The organism is Streptomyces echinoruber, assembly GCF_014651135.1.
Taxonomy (GTDB): Bacteria; Actinomycetota; Actinomycetes; order Streptomycetales; family Streptomycetaceae; genus Streptomyces; species Streptomyces echinoruber.
Map to the genome: position 1 here is coordinate 24,946 of NZ_BMWH01000030.1, position 22,902 is coordinate 47,847.

The 22,902-nt window shown below is 70.3% G+C and carries 19 protein-coding genes; 11 read left to right on the plus strand and 8 right to left on the minus strand.

The genetic code is table 11. The features are described 5' to 3' along the window. The first annotated feature begins 273 nt into the window (after positions 1 to 273). Complete coding sequence (locus IE225_RS27325) at positions 274 to 576, plus strand: hypothetical protein (RefSeq protein WP_229880119.1); 303 nt, start codon at positions 274 to 276, stop codon at positions 574 to 576. A 196-nt stretch (positions 577 to 772) separates the two neighbouring features. Here the strand turns inward: IE225_RS27325 and IE225_RS27330 are convergent, their stop codons facing one another. The 4 genes from IE225_RS27330 to IE225_RS27340 form a co-directional block, all read right to left on the minus strand. After that, the gene (locus IE225_RS27330; RefSeq protein WP_190060296.1) at positions 773 to 1,789 is read right to left on the minus strand and encodes a hypothetical protein; all 1,017 of its coding nucleotides are present in this window, start codon (positions 1,787 to 1,789) and stop codon (positions 773 to 775) included. Continuing rightward, positions 1,786 to 3,957 (minus strand): hypothetical protein, encoded by a 2,172-nt coding sequence (locus IE225_RS27335; protein WP_229880120.1) that lies wholly within the window; start codon positions 3,955 to 3,957, stop codon positions 1,786 to 1,788. Before IE225_RS27335 ends, IE225_RS27330 begins: the two co-directional genes overlap by 4 nt. Before the next feature lie 12 nt (positions 3,958 to 3,969). Next, positions 3,970 to 4,323 (minus strand): hypothetical protein, encoded by a 354-nt coding sequence (locus tag IE225_RS33555; protein WP_229880121.1) that lies wholly within the window; start codon positions 4,321 to 4,323, stop codon positions 3,970 to 3,972. Positions 4,324 to 4,611: 288 nt separating this feature from the next. Further along, positions 4,612 to 5,019, minus strand: a complete 408-nt coding sequence (locus tag IE225_RS27340) for a hypothetical protein (protein WP_190060297.1) — start codon at positions 5,017 to 5,019, stop codon at positions 4,612 to 4,614. Between the two features lie 229 nt (positions 5,020 to 5,248). Between IE225_RS27340 and IE225_RS27345 the strand changes: the two genes are divergently transcribed. From IE225_RS27345 to IE225_RS27355, 3 genes are read left to right on the plus strand one after another with little or no spacing between them, the layout of a single operon-like run. Further along, on the plus strand, positions 5,249 to 8,842 hold the full coding sequence (locus IE225_RS27345; RefSeq protein WP_190060298.1) for a DEAD/DEAH box helicase family protein: 3,594 nt from the start codon (positions 5,249 to 5,251) through the stop codon (positions 8,840 to 8,842). Continuing rightward, positions 8,839 to 10,311, plus strand: a complete 1,473-nt coding sequence (locus IE225_RS27350; protein ID WP_190060299.1) for a restriction endonuclease subunit S — start codon at positions 8,839 to 8,841, stop codon at positions 10,309 to 10,311. The genes IE225_RS27345 and IE225_RS27350 overlap by 4 nt, the downstream gene beginning before the upstream one ends. Further along, positions 10,308 to 11,855, plus strand: coding sequence for an HsdM family class I SAM-dependent methyltransferase (locus IE225_RS27355; protein ID WP_190060300.1), 1,548 nt, complete (start codon positions 10,308 to 10,310; stop codon positions 11,853 to 11,855). Before IE225_RS27350 ends, IE225_RS27355 begins: the two co-directional genes overlap by 4 nt. Positions 11,856 to 11,913: 58 nt before the next feature. Here IE225_RS27355 and IE225_RS27360 read toward each other — a convergent pair whose 3' ends face one another. Continuing rightward, positions 11,914 to 12,117, minus strand: coding sequence for a DUF397 domain-containing protein (locus IE225_RS27360; RefSeq protein WP_190060301.1), 204 nt, complete (start codon positions 12,115 to 12,117; stop codon positions 11,914 to 11,916). After that, a complete protein-coding gene (locus tag IE225_RS27365; RefSeq protein ID WP_190060343.1) occupies positions 12,114 to 12,953 on the minus strand; it encodes a helix-turn-helix domain-containing protein in 840 nt (279 codons plus the stop codon). Before IE225_RS27365 ends, IE225_RS27360 begins: the two co-directional genes overlap by 4 nt. Before the next feature lie 156 nt (positions 12,954 to 13,109). Between IE225_RS27365 and IE225_RS27370 the strand changes: the two genes are divergently transcribed. The 6 genes from IE225_RS27370 (at position 13,110) to IE225_RS27395 (ending at position 20,036) form a co-directional block, all read left to right on the plus strand. Continuing rightward, positions 13,110 to 13,676, plus strand: a complete 567-nt coding sequence (locus IE225_RS27370) for an ATP-binding protein (RefSeq protein WP_373303283.1) — start codon at positions 13,110 to 13,112, stop codon at positions 13,674 to 13,676. Positions 13,677 to 13,943: 267 nt separating this feature from the next. Further along, a complete protein-coding gene (locus tag IE225_RS27375) occupies positions 13,944 to 15,110 on the plus strand; it encodes a helix-turn-helix domain-containing protein (RefSeq protein WP_190060302.1) in 1,167 nt (388 codons plus the stop codon). Between the two features lie 222 nt (positions 15,111 to 15,332). After that, entirely contained in the window at positions 15,333 to 16,526 is a 1,194-nt protein-coding gene (locus IE225_RS27380; protein ID WP_190060303.1) for a glycoside hydrolase family 64 protein, read from the plus strand. Between the two features lie 161 nt (positions 16,527 to 16,687). Continuing rightward, positions 16,688 to 17,683 (plus strand): porphobilinogen synthase, encoded by a 996-nt coding sequence (gene hemB, locus IE225_RS27385; protein ID WP_190060304.1) that lies wholly within the window; start codon positions 16,688 to 16,690, stop codon positions 17,681 to 17,683. A 331-nt stretch (positions 17,684 to 18,014) separates the two neighbouring features. Further along, positions 18,015 to 18,917 carry an SAM-dependent methyltransferase gene (locus tag IE225_RS27390; protein ID WP_190060305.1) on the plus strand — a complete coding sequence of 301 codons (903 nt, stop codon included), beginning with the start codon at positions 18,015 to 18,017 and terminating at the stop codon, positions 18,915 to 18,917. 168 nt (positions 18,918 to 19,085) lie between these two features. Continuing rightward, positions 19,086 to 20,036 (plus strand): hypothetical protein, encoded by a 951-nt coding sequence (locus IE225_RS27395; RefSeq protein WP_190060306.1) that lies wholly within the window; start codon positions 19,086 to 19,088, stop codon positions 20,034 to 20,036. Positions 20,037 to 20,153: 117 nt separating this feature from the next. On the opposite strand, the gene IE225_RS27400 is transcribed toward IE225_RS27395, so the two are convergent. Together IE225_RS27400 and IE225_RS27405 are read right to left on the minus strand one after the other, a co-directional pair. Then, positions 20,154 to 21,188, minus strand: coding sequence for a helix-turn-helix domain-containing protein (locus tag IE225_RS27400; protein WP_229880122.1), 1,035 nt, complete (start codon positions 21,186 to 21,188; stop codon positions 20,154 to 20,156). After that, positions 21,185 to 22,030, minus strand: coding sequence for a peptidoglycan-binding protein (locus IE225_RS27405; protein ID WP_190060307.1), 846 nt, complete (start codon positions 22,028 to 22,030; stop codon positions 21,185 to 21,187). The genes IE225_RS27400 and IE225_RS27405 overlap by 4 nt, the downstream gene beginning before the upstream one ends. 381 nt (positions 22,031 to 22,411) lie before the next feature. Between IE225_RS27405 and IE225_RS27410 the strand changes: the two genes are divergently transcribed. After that, the gene (locus IE225_RS27410) at positions 22,412 to 22,864 is read left to right on the plus strand and encodes a peptidoglycan-binding domain-containing protein (protein ID WP_190060308.1); all 453 of its coding nucleotides are present in this window, start codon (positions 22,412 to 22,414) and stop codon (positions 22,862 to 22,864) included. Positions 22,865 to 22,902 lie beyond the last annotated feature (38 nt).

Sequence of the window (22,902 nt, forward strand, 5' to 3'; positions counted from 1 at the left end):
GCTTGAACGGTTCGACATTCGATCGGGTTCAGCGGCGTAGGTGCCGGCGGAACACCGGGCGTGGTCTGCCTCTTCTCCCCGAACGCCTGCTGTCTTCATGCTCTTGACCGGTGAGGCGCGCCCCTGCAGCAGTCGGAGATCGTCGAGAACCTTCAGACAGCCCTGGAGGAGTTCACCGCGATCGCGGAGACGCTGCAGCAGGCCCGCGATGTCGTGCGCTTCCTGTGCGAGGCGGCCAAGCCCTCCGTGGGGGACGGTCGTTGGTCCGACCGTGTGCTGACCCCCGCGGCCATGCGCCGGGCGTTGGGGGCGTGCAGCCAGGCGGAGATCGAGGAGGTCAACCAGGAGAAGCCCCGCCTGGGCAAGCTGCTGCGGCGCATGTCGGAGTTCTCGAAGTCGGTGAAGATGCCGTTCGAGGCGGCCGACGTGGATCTGACCGCCGACGACGTGGAGGCCCTCGAACAGTGGGGCGCCCTGGCCAGGGACGCCGACGGGCGCTACCGCATGCCCGAGATCTACCGCCACGCTCTCGGTTTCCGCACGCAGGGCAGGGCCCGGGTCGTCAGAGGACTGTGAACGGCTTGGGCCGCCGGCCCGGGAGGCCGGTCGGACGGGCAGCGCGAACAGGATCCACTCCGGGGTGCGTATCGGCCCCGTGCGACGCCGCTCCGGCAGGCGGTGAGGCCGTGTCGCAGTGCCGCGTCACATGCGACGGACCTGGTTACGGCTCCGGTGACTGCCGTGGGATCGTCCGGCTCGCGAGATGAGCCGCTCAGTCCTCACTTGCTCGCTCTCGTAGCACAGCCAGATCCTCGATGAGGGGGTGGGCAACCGTCTGTGCTCGGCCGGCTCCGGACTCGTCGGGTAGGTGCGCGACTTCCCTGAGCGCCGCCGAGGGTGACATGCCGTGCTCGTAAGCCGACTGCAGACGGTCAAGCCACACCAACCCGGCTTTGAAGCCGTCCTCGTCCGCATCGTCCCGGGGTTCGAAGCTCGCCGCTCCGTGGGCGTCCGAAGCCCAGAGATAACCCAGTACGCGACCACGTTTATCGTGCACCGGCACATACAGAACCTCGCCATCCGCTGAACGTCGATACCCTTCCGCGAACGGGGGCACAGACCGGAAAACCCTATTCCGGTACGGGATCTCTCGCCCGCGCCAGAGGTCGGGAACACTGCCGTCGGCGTTTGTCAGGTTCTCGGCGCCGTCCTCCGTCGGCCTGGCGAAGTAGGTCGGATCGTCCGGCTCGGTCTCGGAATGCAGGACCTCGGCAAGCTCTTGCAGAGCCGCAGCCAGGCGAGGCGCGTTGGCCCGGTAAATAATGGGTTGTGCACGTCCCTTCAAGTCATACGGCAGCCATGCATCCGACGAAGTCGTCAGGTTGACCGTGACAAAACCAGCGAATGCGGAGCTGCCCAGTTGGAAAAGGTCGTCCTGTCGCTCGTCCGTTCCGTCGGCCTTCACTATGCCACTGCATGAGGAATAGGTGTCGACGGACCCAACGGTGCCCGGGCGCAAGTGTTCACGGACTCTGCCGATCAGCTCCTCCGCCACCACCGACACGAGTCCCTGATCAACGGAAAGCGGAAACTCGCCATCGAACAGACGGCTCTCCGGCCTGCCGGCCTCGGTTACAGACACCCGCATCCGCACTTCACCGACCGCGAGACGATGCCTGCCCAGCGACTCCAAGGCGATCAAAGCGTCACGCAGACCGCTGGCAAGGGCATCCTTCCTTTCGTCATCACGACCCCATGTCCATCCGGCAACAGGCGTACTTGCGATCACGGTGCTTCCTTCGGCATGAACCTTCCCCCAGGAGGGATGAATATATTACCGTCCGGCGTTCGGATGACGAATTGAACGCCCTTGTCCTCAAAGCCCCGCTGCAGGCGGTTGATCTGCTCCTGCATATCGGCCAGGGATGCCTTGGTGTCAACTACGAACGTTTTTATGTCCGCATTGGAGTCCGTGAGCTGGTGCAGCTTCTGGTAGACCCTACTGACAACCTTGCGCGCGTCGCTCGGCGATTTTGGTCCGGTCATGTCCTTGAACTGCCATGCATGCGTGCGGCCTTGAGTATCCCGGGCCATCACGTCCATGTCCGTCCTGGGCCCCGAGACGACTCCCGGCCTCAGCTCGTGGCCGCCCTGCTTCAACTCGAATGAGATATCGGTGATTCCCTGCTCGTGGAGTCGATTGCCAAGGCGAATCTGTTCCAGGGGTCCCGATAGTTCATCAGAACGAATCAGGCTGGACAAGACATCCGAGAATCCGGTGGCATCCCTGAAGCGTCCCGAGGCGATCGTTTCGGCTATCTCCTTGCCGGCCGGTTTCTCGCCGAGTATCTTGATGATGGCGTCCGCATTGCCGATTTTTACCTTGGTGCGCCGGATCTGTTCTCGCACCTGCTGCTCAAGTTCACCACCGCGCTCCATGGGCCCTGAAGGCTCGACCGGACGTTGCCAGCCGTGGAGTTCGTGCTCGCCACTCAGCCCTGGAGCATTCCCCGTATCGGGGTCTTCGGGGCCATCGCCGCTGGTGATCGGTTCTTCGCGGTCACTGGTGATGGCTCGCTCGGTGTGACCTCCGGGCACTGGATGGCCATGACCGGTGGCGGGTGCCTCATGCGCCGTGCTGCCCGAGCCGACGGTGTGACCACTGCTGTCGTGTTCACTGCTGTGACCACTTGACGACTCGTGACTTGAGGAGGCGCCTGCACCGTGCTCGTGGGTGGATTCGCCGGGCAGATGGTCGCCTGTCGTGCCGCCGGGTAGATCCGCACTCGCATGGGCTGTGGGTATGCCGCCACCGGCGTGGCTCGTGGGTGCCGCGGGGACGTCTTCGCCGATCCGGCCGACATCGCCGAGGCCGGTGTCGAGGCTGTCGCCCAGGCGGAGGTGCTGCCCGGCCTGCTCGGCGGTGTGTGCGCCGGCGCCGGCCATCGCCGGCTGTTCGACCGGGGTGGGGGTGTGCGGGGTGTCCGCGCCGGCGGTCGGGGTGTTGCCCGGTTCCGGCCGATCGACGATGTCGGTGGGGGCGTGGCCGGCGTCGTGAAGGACGTTGCCGTGCTCGTCGAGGAGGTTGCCTTGGCTGTCCAGATAGCGCGCCGGGGCGCCTTCGCCGGTGGGGAGTCTGGTGGTGCCCTCGGGAAAGGCGGGGGTGTCATGCGGCAGCCGGATGCGGCCGTCCGCGAGTCTGGTCGCACCCTCGGGCACGGCCGAGCCCTCCGGCAGGTGAACGGTGCCGTCCGGCAGCTTCAGGCTGCCCTCGGGCAGGGTGAGGGCGTGCTCCGGCAGGTGGGGGATGGCGATGCGGCCGGCGCCCTTGAGGGCCTTGGCGATGTCGCCGAGTTTCGACAGTCCGGCGCCGGCGGCCTTGCCGACGTAGGTCATGGGGTCGATCAGCTCGCCGGCCTTGCCGACCACGGACAGGGTGCGGGCCACCGCGCCGGCCTTGCCCGCGCCCGCGGCGGCCTCGCCCGCGCCGCCGGTCAGGACGGTGGTGACCACGTTGAAGGTGACCGCCCCGGCGGCCCGGGCGGGGTTCTTGCCCCACTCGTCCCAGGCGACCAGTGCCTTGCCGGTCTCGGCCATGGTGCGGCGCGAGTCGCGCAGCCAGCCGGGCAGCTCGTCGTCCGGCAGGCTCAGAAACAGCCCGTTCACCCCCGGCGTGATCATGAGGCTCACGGCGGTGCCGAGCTGCGCCAGGCCCTTCCACGCCTGGCCGGCCGCGTCCCAGCCGTCCACGCCGACCAGCGTGCCCAGGCCCTTGATCGAACCCCACACGCTGTCGACGACGATGCCGTCCCACACGAACGACTTGACCCAGTGGCCGATCTCCCAGGCGTGGTGCTTCTTCTGCACCGGATCGCCCCACGGCACCTTGGCGTCCTTCAAAGCGGCGGCGGCGAAACCGTACTGGTGCGGCTTCTTCGCCCCGTCGCCGGCGACCATCCGCGGGCCGTTTCACAACGCGACGATCGTGTTGTAGCAGGCGCGCTCCGCCGCCCAGAACGCCGCCACCGTCTCACTGATCTCGTCCCGCAGCCGGTTGTGCTCGGCGACCTTGTCCCCGTCGTACTGCCAGTCGTCATCGCCTTGGACGGAGTCGACGAACGTGCGCGCCCGATCCCGCAGGTGCTTCAGCCTGTCCGCCAGGGGGCGGATGTCCGAGGCGTAGGCCGCCAGCGCGCCGGAGACCGTCTCCGCGTCGTCGGCGAAGCCGTCCGCCCGGTCCTTCACCGGCTGGGTGGTCGCAAACAGCTGCTCCGCCTCCGGCGCCCGGTAGTACGCCGCCAGCCCCTGGAAGCGGTGGTGCACGTCCCGCCCGGTGCCCCGGATGTGCCCCGCGTCCGCCTTCAGGCCCGCGTAGGCCGCCTCCAGCTTCTCCAGGTCACCCGTACTGAGGTATCGCCTCCGGATCGAGCACGCTCGTCCGCCCCCCCGCTCCCGCTGATCGCAGACGTCACCGACTCGATCATCTGTACCAACCGGGGCGTTGCAGACGCAACGCAGATCCGGCCAAAGACGCGCCAGTGACAAAGAAGGGGTGCGGCCCCTGGCGACCTGAAACGGGGAATGCCGGTCGAGGCGGGCCGGGCGGGGGCCTCACATGGCGTCCTTGTTCAGTGCCGCAACGTTCGAGGTGATGTAGCGGTTCACGCACGTCGTCGGCTGGATGTCGACCTTGTAGCCGTTCCAGTGGCTGTAGGTGCCGGAGGCGTGCCCCGTCTCGGTGCCACCGGTGATGGTCACCGCGCACCCGCTCGCCCTCTTGAAGTCGATCACCCCGGCGACGGTGCTCCGGTTGATGCGCTCGAAGGACGTACACCTCCTGTTGTGGCGGTTGCTGCACCCACCCGACGAGGTCCAGGTGATGCCCGCCGCCCGCAGTTTCCGCGCGGCGGCCGCGTGCGAGTACTTCGCGGGTGCGGCGGAGGCGGCGGGCACGGTCGCCGCCAGCAGGCCGCCCGCCAGCAGGGTGGTGGTGGCGGCCAGCGTGACGGGACGGACCATGCGTCGACTCAGGCGCGGTCGGTCGACGGAACGTCACGACGACAGGGCGTGGGCGGAGTCCGACCGGTGCGGCCCTGGAGGCCGGCGACCTGGCAGGAGGGTGGATTCGCGCGGTGGCCCGTTCCCGCCCTTGCGATTTCGCTGTTCCCAAGTCCCTTGCCGATTGGCTCCGTTCATGTCATCCTGCAAGGCTTTGCCCGTGACATGACGACTGGGATCTGGGGGGAACATGGTGACGGCGGTGGTGGGCGGTCCGGCCGACGGCGACGACGAGCAGGTCGCGCGCCTGGCGGCCGGCTCGTCCAACTTCGGCCACCTGCTCCGGCACGAACCGCTGCTGGTGACGCTGGGCTGCGCCGCGGAGTCGTACGTCCACACCGATCCCCACGCGGCCATGATGAAGGCCCGCCTCTTCGGCGAGGTCATGACGCGGCATCTGGTCACGCTCCTCGGCCTCACCGTTCCGGGACCCCGGCAGGTCGACCGGATCAACGCCCTCACCCGGTCCGGTGTCCTCGTCCCGCAGGTGCGCGCCTGGTTCGAGGCGATCCGCACGACGGGCAACAAGGCGGTCCACGAGTACTACGCCAACGTGCGCGAGGCGCTGCAGTCGGTGGAGATGTGCTTCCGTCTCGGCGACTGGCTGCACCGCGCCCTGGACCCGTCCGACACCGCCCACCGGGTCTTCCTGGCGCCCGCGCCGCCCTCGACCGCGCCGGCGCCCGCGACCGCCGCCGACCGGCAGGAGCTGGAGCAGCTCCGTGCCGAGCTGGCCGTCTACCGCCGCCGGCTGGAGGAGGCCCGGCTGCGTTACGACGGCAAGCAGAGCCGTCTGGAGCGCGAGCGGGCGGCCCGTGCCCAGGCCGAGGCGGAACTGGCCCGCGCGGAGGCCGAGCGGGCGGCGCTGCAGGATCTGATCGCCGAACTGAGCGACAAGATCACCGAGTTGACGGATCCGGCGGCCATGGAGTCCCGTTCGGCCGCCCGCCCGCTGGACGGGGCGTCGCAGCGCGACGAGTTCATCGCGCACGCGCAGAAGGCGGCCCGCCCGCCGATGAGCGAGGCGCAGGTCCGTACCGAGCTGGACCGGCTCCTGGAGAAGGCGGGCTGGGCCGTCCAGGACGACAGCGCCAAGAACCTCTTCGCGGCTCGTGGCGTCGCCGTCCGGGAGGTCTCCACCGCCGTCGGCCGCGCCGACTACCTCCTCTACGTCGACCAGCGCCTGGTCGGGGTCATAGAGGCCAAGCGGGAGGGCGCCGACCTGGAGGCCGCCATGCAGCAGGCGGCCCGCTACGCCACCGGCCTCACGCGCAGCCAGCAGCTCAGCGCCTGGCGCGCCAGTCTGCCCTTCCGGTACGTCGCCGACGGCAACACGGTCCGCTTCCACAACGCGCTCGACCCGTCCCCGCGCACGCGTGAGGTTTTCGCCGTGCACCAGCCGGAGACCATCGCCCGCTGGATGGACGAGGCCGACGCCGATCCGGCCGCGCCGACCCTGCGCGCCCGGATGCGCCGCCTGCCGCAGACCTTCCTCGACCCCGAGCCGCTGCGTCCGGCGCAGTTCAAGGCGATCACTGGTCTGGAGCGCTCCCTGGCCAAGGACGACCCGCGTGCCCTGATCCAGATGGCGACCGGCGCCGGCAAGACGTACACGGTGGTCAGCGAGAGCTACCGGCTGCTCAAGCACGCGGGCGCCAAGCGCATTCTGTTCCTCGTCGACCGCAACAACCTCGGCAGCCAGGCCGCCACCGAGTTCGAGAACTTCGACACCCCGGACGACGGCCGCAAGTTCACCGAGCTGTACGTCGTGCAGCGTCTGGCCGGCGACACGGTCCTGGGCTCCGCGCACGTGGTGGTCTCCACCGTGCAGCGGCTGTGGCTGGCGCTGACCGGGCGTGAGGTTCCCGGCGCCGACGACAACGACGAGGCGCTGGACCGCTACGACCTCGTCGACGAGCCGGTCCAGGTCTGCTACAACCCGGACCTGCCGCCGGAGACCTTCGACCTCATCGTCGTCGACGAGTGCCACCGCTCCATCTACGGCAAGTGGCGCGCGGTCCTGGAGTACTTCGACGCCCACCTGGTCGGCCTGACCGCCACCCCGGTCAAGCAGACCTTCGGCTTCTTCTTCCAGAACCTCGTCAGCGAGTACCCGTACGAGCAGGCCGTCGCCGACGGCGTCAACGTCGACTTCGACGTCTTCCGCATCCGTACGGAGCTGGGGGAGAACGGCGGGACGATCCCGGCGGAGACGGTCGTGCCCCTGCGGGAGCGCAAGACCCGCCGGGAGCGCTACCAGGAGCTGGAGGAGGACCTGGAGTGGAAGGCGTCCCAACTGGGCCGGCAGGTCATCAGCAAGGGACAGCTCAAGCTTGTCATCGAGACCTTCCGCAAGCACCTGTTCACGGACATCTTCCCGCCGGTCGGGGAGGGCGAGGCACAGCGGTCGCGCACGCACGTGCCCAAGACGCTGATCTTCGCCGTCGACGACCACCACGCCGACGAGATCGTCCAGACGGTGCGGCAGGTCTTCGGCGAGGGCGACGACTTCTGCACGAAGATCACGCACGCGGCGAAGCGGCCCGCCGAGCTGATCAAGGCGTTCCGCAACAGTCCCGAACTGCGGATCGCCGTCACAGTGGACATGATCGCCACGGGGACGGACATCCCTCCGCTGGAGTGTGTGTTCTTCCTGCGCGATGTGAAGAGCTGGGCCTACTTCGAGCAGATGAAGGGGCGGGGCTCGCGGACGGTGGACCCGGCGGAGTTCCAGGCGGTGACGCCGGACGCCGAGGTCAAGGAGCGGTTCGTGATCGTCGACGCGGTCGGTGTCACGGACTCGCCTCGCGTGGACGCGCGCCCGCTCAACCGCGTCTCCGAGCGGAAGATCCCGCTGGAGCGGCTGATGGCGAAGACGGCCGGCCTGGCGATGACGGAGGACGAGATCGCCACGCTGGCGGGCCGCCTGGCGCGCCTCGACCGCCAGCTCACCCCCGAGGAGCGGGAGGAGATCGAGGAACTCGCCGGGCAGCCGCTCCGGGAGATCGTCGGCGGCCTGGTCCGGTCCGTCGACCCCGACCAGCAGGAGAAGGCCCGGCGCATCGGCGGTGACAAGCAGGTACGCCAGGAGATGCTGGAGGCCCTGAAGCCGATCGCCGCCAACCGCGAGCTGCGGGACCGGCTGGTGTCCATGCGCCGCGCCCACGACATCGTCATCGACGAGGTGAGCGTGGACGAGGTGAAGGAAGCACGCGGCATCACGGCGGACGAACTGGCGATGCGCAGGGTGACCTCCTGGAAGGAGTACATCAAGGAGCACCAGGACGAGATCGCCGCGCTCAGCCTCGCGTTCAGCGAGCGGCGGGACCCGAAGGAGGTCTACCGGCGGCTGAAGGACCTGGCCCGCAAGATCGAGCGTCCTCCCTTCCAGTGGACCCCGGCACGGCTGTACGACGCGTACGTGCAGCTGGGCAAGGCGGCCAAGCACCCGCGGGGAGCGGCGGGCGTGGTCGACCTCATCGGGCTGCTGCGCTTCGAGCTGGGCCTGGACGAGGAGGTACGGCCGTACCGGGCGCTGGTGGAGGAGCGGTACGCGGCGTGGCGGGCCCGGCAGGAGCAGGCCGGGGCGGTGCTCACCGAGGACCAGGTGTGGTGGCTCGACCGGATCGTGGACGTGATAGCAACGGATGCGGCGATCGAGCCCGAGCATTTGAAGGACGTACCCTTCATCGAGCGCGGGGGCGTGGACGGGTTCCTTCGGGAGTTCGGGGCGGATCGGGGGGCTGAGATTTTGGATGAACTGGGACGGGAGTTGGGTGCGTGAGCGAGGGCGATATTCCTTCGGAGCTGCCGAAGGGGTGGGCACGTGTTCGGCTCGGCGACATTCTCAATCGCATCGAGGCGGGTAAGTCCTACAAGTGTGAGCCTCGTCCGGCCTCGCGTGAGGAGTGGGGAGTCATCAAGGTCAGTGCGATGACCTGGGGCGACTTCGATGAGGGCGAGAACAAGGCGGTTCCTGCAGGATTCCCCTTCAATCCCGAATACGAGATCCGGCCGGGGGACATACTGCTGAGCAGGGCGAACACGGCAGCCTACGTAGGGGCGTCTGTGCTCGTGCGTAAGTGTCGCCCCCGGTTGCTCCTCAGCGATAAGAGTCTACGCCTCATCCCGGCTGAGGGAATTGACCGGGAATGGCTGGCCTATCTGCTCTCATCACCGAACATTCGAGACCAGATCTCTGAGCGTGCCACCGGAACTAAGGACTCGATGCGGAACATCTCGCAGGGAGCCCTTGCGGACATTGAGTGCCTTCTGCCCCCTGTGGAGGAGCAGCGGCGCATCGTTGCCGCGCTCGAAGAGCAGTTGTCGCGACTCGACGCGGCCAGCGATACCCTTCGTGTCAGCGGCCAACGCATCGATCGATACCTTCAGTCGGTACTGCATCGGATGACGTCCGCATACGAGCCGGTTCGATTGAAAGATGTTCTGGTTTCCGGTTTGACGAACGGGCGATCCGTCCCAACCCGTGCAGGCGGTTTCCCTGTACTTCGCCTCACTGCCTTGTCCGACACCTACGTTGATCTAGCGCAACGTAAAGAGGGTGATTGGGGAGAGGAGGAGGCTGCGCCATTTCTTGTTCAGCAAGGGGATTTTCTTATCGCTCGCGGGAATGGTTCACTTTCTTTGGTTGGCCGTGGGGCGCTTGTTGCCGATGTCCCAACCCCGGTCGCCTATCCTGACACTATGATTCGGGCGCGCCTTGACGCCAGTAAGATTTTGCCGGGGTATCTGCGTGTAATCTGGTCATCTCTTGCTGTCAGGCGACAGATTGAAAGCCGAGCGCGCACTACAGCGGGCATTCACAAGGTGAACCAGAAGATTCTCGAGTCGATCGAGTTCCCGCTGCCGGACTTGCCGACTCAGCGTGCGCTGTGTGCTCAATGGTCCAGCACAGAGCAGCAAGCCCGGCACCTTGCGCACACTGTGTCCGTCAGCAAGCGGCGGAGTGCCATTCTCCGCCGCTCCCTCCTAGCCGAAGCCTTCGCTGGCCGCCTGGTTCCCCAGGACCCCGCCGACGAGCCCGCCGATGCCCTGCTCGCCCGCGTCCGAGCGGAGCGCGAGGCGGCCGGGGCGACCAAGTCCCGTCGCCGGAGCCCGCGCCGGGCGCCCGCGCAGCGGAAGCGTACGTCCGACACCGCACCCGCACCGGACGCGCCCCCGCCGCCCCGAGCGGACACCCCCGCCCTCACCGCCGCCACCCAGCCCACCCTCGACCTGGAGATCCCCTCGTGACCACGACCGAGGCCCGTCGGCTCGTCGACAAGCTCTGGAGCTACTGCCACGTCCTGCGCGACGACGGCGTCTCCACCATCGACTACGTCGAGCAGTTGACGCTTCTCGTGTTCCTGAAGATGGCGCACGAGGCGCAGTCCCGCCCGCCCATGTTCCGCGAGCAGATCATGCCCGAGGGGCCTGTCTGGGAGGGACGCGGCTGGCCCGAGCTGCTGAGCAAGGACGGCGCCGCGCTCGAAACCGCCTACACCGAGCTGCTCGAGGACCTCGGCGCCCAGCGCGCCGGTAGCACCTTCCACCTGATCTTCAACGGGGCCAGGAACCGCATCCACGACCCCGCCAAGCTCAAGCGCCTGGTCAAGGACCTGATCGACAAGGAGAACTGGTCGGGTCAGAACACCGACATCAAGGGCGACGCCTACGAGGAGCTGCTCTCCCGTGGCGCGGAGGACATCAAGTCCGGGGCGGGGCAGTACTTCACTCCCCGCGCGCTCATCCAGGCGATCGTCGACTGCGTACGCCCGACTCCCGACGACACGATCACGGACCCCGCCTGCGGCACCGGCGGCTTCCTGCTCGCCGCCGCCGAGTACATCATCCGCGAGTACGGCAACCGGCTCACCCCCGAGCAGCGCAAGCACCTCAGCAACGGCGGCATCTGGGGCACCGAGCTGGTCCGCAACACCGCCCGCCTCGCCGCGATGAACCTCTTCCTGCACGGCATCGGTCATCCCACCGGGCCCGCCCTGGTCCGTACCCGCGACGCCCTCGCCGCCCCGCCCGACAAGCGCGCGAGCCTCGTCCTGGCCAACCCGCCCTTCGGCAAGAAGTCCTCCATCACCGTCTACGGCGACGACGGTTCCGCCGCCCGCGAGGCCATCGCCTACGAACGCCGCGACTTCTGGGTCACCACGACCAACAAGCAGCTCAACTTCGTCCAGCACATCGCCTCGCTGCTGGAGATCCACGGCCGCGCGGCGGTCGTCGTCCCTGACAACGTCCTCTTCGAGGGCGGCGCGGGCGAGACCATCCGCCGACGCCTGCTGAACGAGTACGACGTCCACACGCTGCTCCGCCTGCCCACCGGCATCTTCTACGCGGGCGGCGTCAAGGCCAACGTCCTGTTCTTCGAGCGCAAGCCGGCCCGCCCCCACCAGCCCTGGACCGAGAAGCTGTGGGTGTACGACTTCCGTACGGCCCAGCACTTCACCCTCAAGCAGAACCCCCTCACCCGGGCCCACCTTGAGGACTTCGTGCAGTGCTACCGCCCCGGCGAGGACCGCTCCCAGCGGGTGGAGACCGAGCGCTTCAAGGCGTTCACGTACGAGGAACTGATCGCTCGCGACAAGGCCAACCTCGACATCACCTGGCTCCGCGACCCGAGCCTCGACGACGCGGACAACCTGCCCGCGCCCGAGGTGCTGGCCGCCGAGATCGTCGAGGACCTTCAGTCGGCCCTGGAGGAGTTCGCCGCAATCGCCGAGACGTTGCAGCAGGCCCGGGGCGAGGGCGCGGCAGCGGAGGCGGCTCCGGCCGCCGAGTGACGGCGTACGCGCGGCCCGCACCCGTGGGCGTGGGTGCGGGCCGCGTGCGGTCGGTCCGTCAGTGGGCGGCGGCGTACGGCAGGAAGGTCGCCCAGGCGGTGGGGGTGAGGGCGAGACGGGGGCCGTGGGGGTTCTTGGAGTCGCGGACGAGGATGTGGTCCGGGATCGCCGCCACCTCAATGCAGTCGGGGCCGTCAGCTGTGCTGTAGCTGCTCTTTATCCACTCCACTACCGCATCGGCCCCGGAAGCCTTGAGTGTCATGTCCCTTTTTCTCCCAGTACTTTCTCGATGAAGGCCAACGACTCCCGAGGGCTGAGAGCCTGTGCACGGATGACTCCGTAGCGGATGTCGAGGACCGTGGTTTCTTTGGGGTTGGTCATCACCCGACTGGTGAGGGGAGCTTCGCTGAACGCCACTGTGGCTCCGTCCTTGAGCTTGAGAAGCCTGAACGAACCATCCGTTCCCGAGTTCTCCTCACGGTCGAGGGGCAGGACCTGGAGGTCCACGTTGCGTTGCTGCGCCAACTCCAACAACCGTTCGAGCTGCCGCTGCATCACCATCCTGCCCCCAATGGGCCTGCGCAACGTCGACTCACACTGAACGAAGCTGAAGACGCGCCGTCCTGTCGCGGGGTCGAGGATCTCCTGGCGTGCCAGGCGCGCTGCGACCTGCTGGTCGACCTCTTCTTCGGTGAACGCGGGCCGACGTGCGCTGAACACCGCCCGCGCGTACTCCTCCGTCTGCAACAGCCCATGTACGACGGAGTTGTTGTAGGCGCACAGCTCGACCGCTTCCGCCTCCAGTTTCTTCAGGTCCCGCACCTTCTTCGGGTACCGGACCTCCGCCACGTCCTTCTTCATCGCGGCGATCCGGCCACCCGCCCCCAGTACCTCGTCCGCGCTGTCCAGGTACTCCGGGCGGGGAATCCGTCGCCCGCGCTCCACCGAGGAGACCAGTTCCTCGCCGTAGCCGATGGCCGCGCCGAACTCGGCCTGGGTGAGGCCGGCGGCCTCCCGCCACAGCTTCAACTGCCGTGCGACCGTGCGCATCACGGCTCCGGCCTCCTCGTCCTCCAGCCCCGCGTCCCAGTCGCCCACGTCCGCGCCCTCCCGCCGCGCCCTCGCCCTTCCCGGCCCAACTCCGGCCGCCCGTACCCGGTCACCCCGGACGGCCCGGACGGAACCGGACGCCTCGCGGACAGCCACCGAGCGCACGGGCCGTCGTTCTTCACAGGGTACGCACGGGTCAACACGCTGAGTGATGTGAATCAGGAAAGTCAGCAGACCGTCGCCGTGCAGGCGCCGCTCCACCAGTTCTCCGTACCGCTGTCCGCGACCCGCCGTGCCGCTCGGCTCGCCCGGCTGCTCGCAGCCGAGCAACTGGGCGCGTGGGGGCTGCCGTTGGATCCGGCCCGGCTGATCGTGGCGGAGTTGGCCGCCAACGCCGTCCTGCACGGCAGGGTGCCGGGCCGGAGTTTCCGGCTCGCTCTCACGGTGACGGTCCAAGGCGTGCTGCGGATCGAGGTCACCGACACGCGGGGGGACGTATTGCCGGTCCGGGAGGCCGGTGTCGCCGGAGCTGCCGAGTCCGGTTACGGCCTGCTGCTGGTCGAGGAGTTGGCGGATCGGTGGGGTGTGCGGAGCGGACCGGTGCCGTGCAAGACGGTGTGGGCGGAGCTTGATCCGGATCGGCTCCGGCCGGCCCGGCTCGATGCGGCCCGGCTCGATGCGGCCCGGCTCGATCCGGCCCGACTCGATCCGGCCCGAGCCGATCCGGCTCGTCCGTCTGCGCACGTCGCGCCGGAGCCCGGAAACACGTGATCCGGTGCCGCTGCGGTCGGGGCTTCGGGACGTAAAAGACCAAAGAACCCGGGAAAAAACCAACCAACCAAACCAAACCCCGCGTAGGTCACCCGCGCGGGTGAAAGCGGTCGATCCGGCTGGCGTGGCGGCGCTCCGGGCGTGCAGTCTCGCCCCGAGGCGCGAGCGCCTCATCCCTCCACGACCGCAGACATGCGTCGGCCCCCGCCGGGAGCGCAAATCCCAGTGCGAGGGCCTGACCAACGAGGAAGAACGGACCTCTTCCCCATGGCTGAGCAGAAGCCTAACGCCGTCCCGCGCCCGATTCGAGGCGTTCGCCGATCCGCCACCCACTCCGGTGTCATCCACGTACGGACGTACCAGCCCGACCAGTACGTCATCGTGGGCAACCACATCGCCCAGCACCCCGAGCTGTCGCTGACGGCCGTCGGGCTGGTGACGCACATCCTGTCGGTGCCCGAGGGCACCCCGGTCGACATCCGCAGCCTCGCGGACCGCTTCCCCGAGGGGCGGAGCCGGATCGCGTCCGCGCTGCGCGAGCTGGAGGCGCACGGCTACCTGGAGCGGGTCCGCGAGCACACGGAGTCCGGCCGCCTGGTCACGCGCACGTACGTCCACCACGTCCCCGCCCCGGCCCGGGGTGCCGCCACCCCCGCGTCCCTTCGCGTGGCCGGGCGTTCCGAGGCGCCTCGGGCCCGCGACCCGCAGCCGCAGTCGCAGTCGCGGCCCGGGGCGGGCGCGGACGTGCCGGACGTGGCCGAGGAGGACGACCAAACCCCTCGGCGACAGACGCTCGACCCCGACCCCGACCTCGGCCCCGGCCCTGACCTCGCCCCCGAGCCCGAACCGGTGCTCGCGTACCCCACGCCCCCTGCGCACCCCGCGCCGGACACCCCCGTCGAACACCCCGAAGCGTCCGCGCCCGCCCCGTCGTCCACGGCGCCGGGCGAGCACGGCCGCCCCCGCGATCATTGGCACGACCGCGACCACCGGCCCGACCGCGACCACCGGCACGACAGGGCCGTCGCCCTCCTCGCGGGCCTGCGCCGCAGCGACGACCGCCTCGTCCTCTCCCGCCGGGACGTGGACCGGCTCGCGCCGGCCGTCGTCGCCTGGCTCGACGTGGGTGCGACGCTCGACGCCGTGCACCGTGCCCTCGTCGCCGATCTCCCGCCGGACCTCAAGCACCCGGCCGGGCTGGTCGCCCACCGCCTTCGGGAACTGCTGCCCCCGCCCCTGCCCGCCCTCGCCCCCAGGGATGCCCTTGTCCTCGGGGATGCCGGGCCGTCCCGCCGTCCCCATCCCTTCCAGACCTGCGACGGCTGCGACCGGGCGTTCCGCGCCCCGGTGCCGGGTCGCTGCCGCGACTGCCGGTCCGGCCGGACGGCGGCGGACCCGTTCCGGACGACGGCGGATCCGCTGAGGGCGGCTTGACGACGGTCCGGTCGGCCTGCCGGTGGTCCGGTCGGCCTGGCGGCGGCCGAGCAGGCGGGCCGCCGCTCCGGCCACGCAGGGGCGGCGTTCCCTCGGGAGCCGGAGCCGCATCGGTCGGCAACAGGTCTGGACCAAGTCATTGACAGGTTCATTTAACGGAAGCACGCTGAGAGCGCTCTCACGCGCCAACGTTCACCACTTCACCCCCACAGGAGGACGAGCGTGCTCTCCCCACGCAAAGCGCTGGTCTCCGCCGTCGCCGCAGCTCTCTGCGCCCTCGGTCTCACGGCCGTCGCCCCCGCTCCCCGCGCGCAGGCCGCCGTACCGGACACCATTCCGCTCACCGTCAAGAACGACTCCGGCCGCAACGAGCCGGTGTACCTGTACAACTTCGGGATCCTGAACGGGCAGCAGGGCTGGGCGGACGCCAACGGCACCTTCCACGCCTGGCCCGTCGGCGGCAACCCGCCGGTGCCCGCGCCCGACGCGGCCATCCCCGGGCCAGCCAACGGCCAGTCCACGACCATCCGCATGCCGAAGCTCGCGGGCGGCCGGATCTACTTCTCCTACGGGCGGAAGCTCGTGTTCAAGCTGGCCACCGGCGGCCTGGTGCAGCCGGCCGTGCAGAACCCGAGCGACCCCAACCGCGACATCCTGTTCAACTGGTCCGAGTACACGCTCGACAACTCCACGCTGTGGATCAACAGCACGCAGGTCGACATGTTCTCGGCCCCCTATGCGGTGGGGGCGAAGCTCCCGGACGGGACCGTGAAGACCACCGGCCACCTCAAGCCGGGCGGCTACAACGGCGTCCTCAACACGCTGCGCAGCCAGCCCGGCGGCTGGGGCAACCTGATCCAGACCCGTTCCGACGGCACCGTCCTGCGCGCCCTGTCGCCCCTGTACGGCGTGGAGACCGGCGCCCTGCCGGCCGGTGCGATGGACGACTACATCAACCGGGTGTGGCAGAAGTACAGCACCTCCACGCTGACCGTGGTGCCGGACGCGGCGCGTCCGGACGTCAAGTACTACGGCAGGGTCTCCGGCGGCTCGATGGTCTTCACCAACGGCTCCGGGGCCGTGGTCACCACCTTCCAGAAGCCCGACAGCGCCAGCGTCTTCGGCTGCCACAAGCTGCTGGACGCGCCCAACGACGCGGTGCGCGGCCCGATCTCCCGCACCCTGTGCGCCGGCTTCAACCGCGGGACGCTGCTGACGAACTCCACCCAGCCCGACACCAACCCGGCCAACTACTACAAGGACGCGGTCACCAACCACTACGCCCGCGCCATCCACGCCCAGATGGCCGACGGCAAGGCCTACGCCTTCGCCTTCGACGACGTGGCCAACCAGGAGTCGCTGGTGAGCGCCACCGACCCGCAGCAGGCCTACCTCACGCTCGACCCGCTCAGCTGAGCCACGCCGAGCCACGCCGCATCGCGCCGAGCCACGCCGCGTCGCGCCGAGCCACGCCGCATCACGTCGAGCCACGCCCGCAGCAGGCGGGGGAGCCGGCCCCGCGGCGCCCGACACGGCGTCGGCAAAGGCTCCCCCGACCCGGGCGTAGCGTAGAAGGCATGGCGAAGTACGGATCCTTCCCGAACACCCGTCCCCGGCGGCTGCGGGGCACGCCCGTGATGCGGCGCATGGTCGCGGAGACGCGGCTGCACCCGGCCGACTTCATCCTCCCCGCCTTCGTCCGGGAGGGCGTCGGCGAGCCCGTGCCGGTCGCGTCGATGCCCGGCGTCGTGCAGCACACCCGGGACAGCCTGAAGAAGGCGGCCGCGGACGCGGCGGCGGCCGGGATCTCCGGGATCATGCTGTTCGGGGTGCCGGAGGAGGACAAGAAGGACAACCTCGGCACCGCCGGGACCGACCCCGACGGCATCCTGCAGGTCGCGATCCGGGACGTGCGGGCCGAGGTCGGGGACGAGCTGCTCGTCATGTCCGACCTGTGCCTGGACGAGTTCACCGACCACGGGCACTGCGGGGTGCTGGACGAACACGGGCGGGTCGACAACGACGCCACGCTCGAGCGGTACGCCGAGATGGCCCGCGTGCAGGCCGAGGCCGGCGCGCACGTGGTCGGGCCCAGCGGCATGATGGACGGGCAGATCGGCGTCGTCCGCGAGGCGCTGGACGGTGCCGGGTACCAGGACGTGGCGATCCTCGCCTACACCGTCAAGTACTCCTCCGCCTTCTACGGCCCCTTCCGCGAGGCCGTCGCCTCCTCCCTCCAGGGCGACCGCAAGACCTACCAGCAGGACCCCGCCAACTGGCGCGAGTCGCTGCGCGAGCTCTCCCTCGACCTGGAGGAGGGCGCCGACATGGTCATGGTCAAGCCGGCCGGGCCGTACCTGGACATCCTGGCGCGCGTCGCGGACGCCGTGGACGTGCCGGTGGCCGCGTACCAGATCTCCGGCGAGTACGCGATGATCGAGGCCGCCGCCGAGAAGGGCTGGATCGACCGCGACCGGGCCATCCTGGAGACCCTGACCGGCATCAAGCGGGCCGGGGCGCGCACCATCCTCACCTACTGGGCCACCGAGGTCGCGCAGCGGCTGCTCGGCTGATCCGCCGGGGACGTTTGGGGGCGTCCGCGGGCGGTGGCACCCCGTGGGCTCGCATCCCGTGGGCTCGCGTCCTGTGGGCTTGCGCCCCGTGGGCTCGCGTCCTGTGGGCTTGCGCCCCGTGGGTTCGCGTCCTGCGGGCTCGCGCCCCGTGGGCCCGCGGGCCGCCGGCCCGCGCGGACGGCGCCCCGCCGGGACACCGCCCCGCCGGGACACCGCCCGGGCGCCGTCCGGCTGTCCGACCGTCCGGTCGTCCGGCCGTGTGCGGGATCGGGCACTTTCAAGTCGGCCGGGAAGTTAGGTTGTTGACCAACCGAACTCCCAGGAGACGCTCATGTCCGGTGACGCCCTCAGCCAGGACCCCGCCGAGATCAGAAGACGCATCGACACCACGAAGGCGCACCCGGCCCGGGTCTACGACGTCTTCCTCGGCGGCAAGGACCACTACCCGGTCGACCTCGAGGCGGCCGCCGCCGCGCTCGCCGCCAACCCGCGCGGCTACCTCGACGTCCGGCACAACCGCGACTTCCTGCGCCGCGCCGTGACGACCCTGGCCGGGGAGGAGGGCATCCGCCAGTTCCTCGACATCGGCACCGGGCTGCCCACGGCGGAGAACGTCCACCAGATCGCCCAGCGCATCGCCCCCGACGCGCGCGTCGTCTACGTCGACAACGACCCCGTCGTCCTCGCCCACGCCCGGGCCCTGCTCACCTCCGGCCCCGAGGGACGCACGGATTACATCGACGCCGACCTGAAGGACCCGGACCGCATCCTCGAACAGGCCGCCCGGACGCTCGACTTCAGCCGGCCGATCGCCCTGTGCCTGGTGGCCGTCCTGCACTTCGTCGAGGACACCGAGGCCCACGCGGTCGTACGGCGCCTCGTCGAGGCCCTGCCCCCGGGCAGCCACCTGGTCCTCAGCCACCTCACCGAGGACCTCAACCCGGAGAACATCCGCGCCGTCCAACGCACCTACACCGAGCGCGGGTTCACCTTCGTGCTGCGCTCCCGCGCCGAGGTCGAGCGGTTCTTCACCGACAACGGCCTCAAGCTGGCCGAGCCCGGTGTCGTCCCCGTGCACCACTGGCGGTTCGACCACGACGCGCCCGTCCCGGAGCAGCCCGACGAGGACTACCTCGCCACCCTCGACGCCCTCGAGAAGGTGCGCTACGCCGACATCAACGACGTGACGGACGCGGACATCAACGTCTACGGGGCGGTGGGACGCAAGGGCTGACGGCCGAGCCCGGGGCGCCGCAGATCCTCTGACGGCACGACAGCCGTCCTCTGACGGGACGACAGCCGGGGGACGCCCGCTGTCGGGGGCGTTGTCAGTGGCGGCTGTTACAAAGGGGGTGCGGGCGTTCACTGGAAGCGCCCGCACCACTACGGAGGGGGATCATCCGTGCGTACACGCACCAGATGGCGGCGTTCCCTGGGCGGCGCGCTGACGGGCCTGGCCGTCGCCGTCGGCCTCACCACGGCGCTCGCCGAGCCCGCCGCGGCGGCCACCACCACCCCGGTGGCCGTCACCAAGTACAGCTACACCAGTGCCGCCGGCGACTACATCGGCCAGGGCGGCAGCGCCTCCTACACCCCGTCGACGGCCACCATCACGGCCGGCGGAGACGCGCAGTACGTGCGTTTCCGGGTGTCCACCGACACCACCTGGTGGGACGTCGAACTCGCCGCGCCCACCGGCGAAAAGCTCCACCCCGGCATCTACCGCGACGCCGAGCGCGCCGCCTTCCGCACCGGCCGCTCCCCGGGCCTGGACGTCTCCGGCGACGGGCGCGGGTGCAACGAGGTCTACGGCCAGTTCTCGGTCAACCAGATCGAGACCGACGCCTCCGGCGCGATCACCGTCCTGGACGCCACCTACACCCAGCACTGCGAGAGCGCCGACGCCCCCGCCCTCAAGGGCGTCGTCAAGTACCGCGCCCACCCCCTGTCCTACGCCTACACCAGTGACCCCGGCGACTACATGGGCCAGGGCCTGAGCCAGACCCACACCGGCGCCACCAGCACCTTCTCGCTGAGCGGCTACGGCGCCGGGGGCATCCAATACGGCGTCTCCGGCAAGCGCGAGTACTGGACGGCGCTGATCACCCCGCCCACCGGGGAGAACCTGGAGGCCGGGCGCACCTACCGGACCGCGCGCAGCCACGCCGAGGGCACGGCCGGGCTGGACGTGTTCGGCAACGGGCGCGGCTGCAACACCTCCACCGGCACGCTGACCGTCACCAAGCTCGCGCGCGGGGACGACGGCACCGTCAAGGCGTTCGCGGCCACCTTCGTCCAGCACTGCGAGGGCGGCGACCCCGCACTGCACGGCACGATCCACTACTACGCCTGATCCCGCGGCCCCTCGGCCCCGCGGCCCCGCGATCCCGTAAGGCCGCAGGATCGCAGGGACGGTCCTCCGGGTGGCCCTGACCGGGTCACCCGGAGGACCGGTGCCGCCTCGACCGGGTCATCCGGAGGAGCGGGTCGCCGGGACACGGGCGGCGGCGGCCACGCGGGCGGTGACGCACTCCGTCCTCCCGCCCGCCGCCGGCCGGAAGCAGGCGCGGAGGACGGTGCCGGGGCGTGTGACCAGCATGGGGGTGTAGATGTACGACATGGCCTCGGTGCCGTTTTTGATCGTGACGGAGCGGGTGCGGCCGGACGCGGTGACCTCCAGCCGGTCGCCGACGCGGGTGTCCCACATGCGGGCCCAGCCCGTGCCGCACTCCGTGCTGAAGCGGATCTCCACCCCGGCGCCGGTCGCGGTGTGGTGGAAGGCCAGGTTGGCCGGGTGGGCACCGCAGTGCGTGGTCATCGGGTCCCCGCCCTCGCAGGCGGCGCCACGGCACAGCGGGGCGAGGACGGACGGGGACGGACGCGGAGCGGCGCCGTCCGGGTGCGGCAGCAGGAAGAAGGCCAGCGCGACGGCTCCCGCGGCCACGGCGCAGACGGCGGCGAGCAGCGCGGCGGCCGCCCCCTTGCGGTCGGCCCGCGCCGTCTCCTCGACCGTGGCCGCAGGCCCGGACGAGGCCGGAGCCGCAGACGGCGGGGGCGTCGGCGGGGACGGCGCCGGGGACGGCGCCGGAGGCGGCTCCTTCCGCGCGCGTCCACGTGCCTCCGCCTCCGCGAACTCCCACAGGGCCAGGCAGCGCCCGGCCGGTTCGCGGGCCAGGCGGCACAGCTCCTGCACGGCCTGACGCGGAGGCAGCGTCTTGCCGTTGAGGTAGCGTTCCCAGGACGACTTGCTGTACGGGGTGCGTTTCTCCAGGCCGACCAGGCTGAGGCCCGTGCGGGCCTTCAGCTCGCGCAACGTGGCGGCCAGCCGCGCGCCCTCCGAACTCTCCGTGGTCTCCGTGGTCTCCGTGGTCTCCGTGGTCTCCGTGGTCTTCGGGGTCTTCGAAGACTCCGCAGGCTTCGCAGGCTTGGGGGGTTTCGGAGAGGTCCCGCCCGTGGTCCCCGGCGCTCCGGTCGCGCTCGTCGGCCCGGTCATCGGTCCGGTCATCCGCGCAGGACCTTCCAGGTGTGCGGCCCGACGATGCCGTCCGGGGGCAGGCCGACCCGATGCTGCAGGTCCTTGACCGCGGCTTCGGTCCGCGGGCCGTAGATACCGTCGACGGCCCCCGGCGAGAAGCCCGCCCGGCGCAGCAGGCACTGCGCTTCGGCGACGTCCGCACCGGCCTGGCCCTGTCCCAGGATGGCGTCCCGGGTGCGGCTGTTGCCCGCGTACCACTGGCCGTGGACGCGCTGGACGTGGCAGGTGTAGACGGGCGGCGATCCCGGTTCCGGTCCCGACGCGGCGGCGGTGGAGAGCGGGGGCGCCGTCGTCCGGCCGCCGGTGCCGTCGTCCGTGAGGCGTACGACCAGCAGGACCGCCGAGGAGACGGCCAGGACGAGGGCCACGGCCCCCGCCGCCACCGCGACCCGCAGCGCACGGCCGTGCGGACGGGCCGGTTTGCCGACCGCCGCCGGGTCCGCCTGGTCCGCCTGGTCCGCCGAGTTCACCGGGGCCGCCGAGTCCGCCGTGCCCGACTCCGGCCGTGCGGCGGCCGCTTCGGGCGGGGAGGGGGAACGGCGCCCCCGTTCCCAGCCCTCGGCGGCGAGTTCGTGCAGCACCAGCAGTCGTGTCGGATCCTCGCCGCCGATCCGGGCCAGCGCTTCCACGGCCTCCCGGGGCGGCAGCGACCTGCCGTGCAGGTACCGTTCCCACGACTTGCGGCTGTACCCGGTCTTCGCCGCGAGCCGGTGCATGCTCAGATCGCCGTGGTCCTTCAACTGCCGTAATCGCACCACCAACTGCCGCACCCGCGGATCCAGTTCGGCGGGCAGCGCCTTCCAACGCGACATGTTCCCCCCTACTCGCGTCCCGGGACCTCGGTCATCGGTCCCCGTTGGTCATCGGTCCCCGTTTCCGCCGGACTTCCTTGAGTTTCCACGGCCTGCCCCCCGCGGCGGTTCCCGTTCGGCGGTGAATCCACCTGTTCGGACTACCCACCCTGGGCGGACGTTCCGCCGCCCGCCCGCCCGGTGCGGGCGTCCCGCCGAGACGTCCCACGGGACCACGTCTTTGCAGGTCAGCGCATGAGACGTCCCGCGAGGACGCCACTTCGGCGGCAACCGTGGCGGCCCGCGCCGCCCGCCCCGCAGTCTCGAGGTGCCGGCGGCGCCCACCACGTCGGGCGCCGCCCGACACCCGAACCCGACATCCGACATCCGAAAGGGAAACGCATGCGACCGAACCTCATGGCGAGGACCCTCGTCGCCGCCACCGCCGTCGCCGGGATCGCCGCCGGGAGCCTCGCGGGTGCGACGGCCGGCTTCGCGGCCCCCGCCCCGGCCGCCAAGCCGGCGGTGAGCGCGCAGGCCGTCTCCGCGCAGGCGGTGAACAACCTGGGCCTGACCAAGGCGGAGGCCAAGAAGCTCCAGCGGGTGCTGAAGGCCAACTGGGGCTACCGCGGCCCGATCGACGGGCTGCTGGGCACCGGGAGCTGGCAGGCGATGCAGCGCTTCCTCAAGCGGTACTACCACTACAACGGCCCCATCGACGGGATCGTCGGCAAGGGCACGGTGAAGGCGCTGCAGCGCTGGCTGAAGGCCAACTGGGGCTACCGCGGCCCGATCGACGGCATCCCCGGGGCGAAGACAAAGGCCGCCTTCAAACGGTACTGCGACTCGCTCTAACGGCGACCCCGCCCCCTCCCTGCGAACGGGCGAACCGA